Genomic DNA, 489 nt, shown 5'->3' on the forward strand with positions numbered 1-489 from the left:
AAAAAGAGCATAAACCATCAGAAAAGCAGTGACATAAAAAATTGGGTTCATAATCACCTGCCCCTTCTTTTACAGTATATACAATATTATAGTAAAAAATAAGGTGTTTAGCGCAAATCTTAGTTGGAATTAACCGTGTAATAAGGAGCTGGCAACCAATGCAGATTGAGCGTAGTACCGCGTGAACCGTTATAGTTGTCTAAGCTTGAAGCAAGCAAGTCTGTTCCTAAAGATACCAACGCACAGAGGAAATTAAGAGAATTGTAGTCCCTATTGTTACAACCGTCTTATTTATTTTCATCACTTGACCTTCTTTCATGTTTAATGAAAATTAACTCATACTATCCAAGAAGTAAGTGTATACTTAGTTGTATTATTTTTTTGCAACTACGACGACTATATGTTGTGTTAACTGTAAATATTTGTTTGGAGGTATGGTCAATGAAATCATTTCGATTTTGGCTGATCCTAATCTCGATTTTAGTAATT

Source organism: Paenibacillus terrae, assembly GCF_005217525.1.
GTDB classification, from domain to species: domain Bacteria; phylum Bacillota; class Bacilli; order Paenibacillales; family Paenibacillaceae; genus Paenibacillus; species Paenibacillus terrae_C.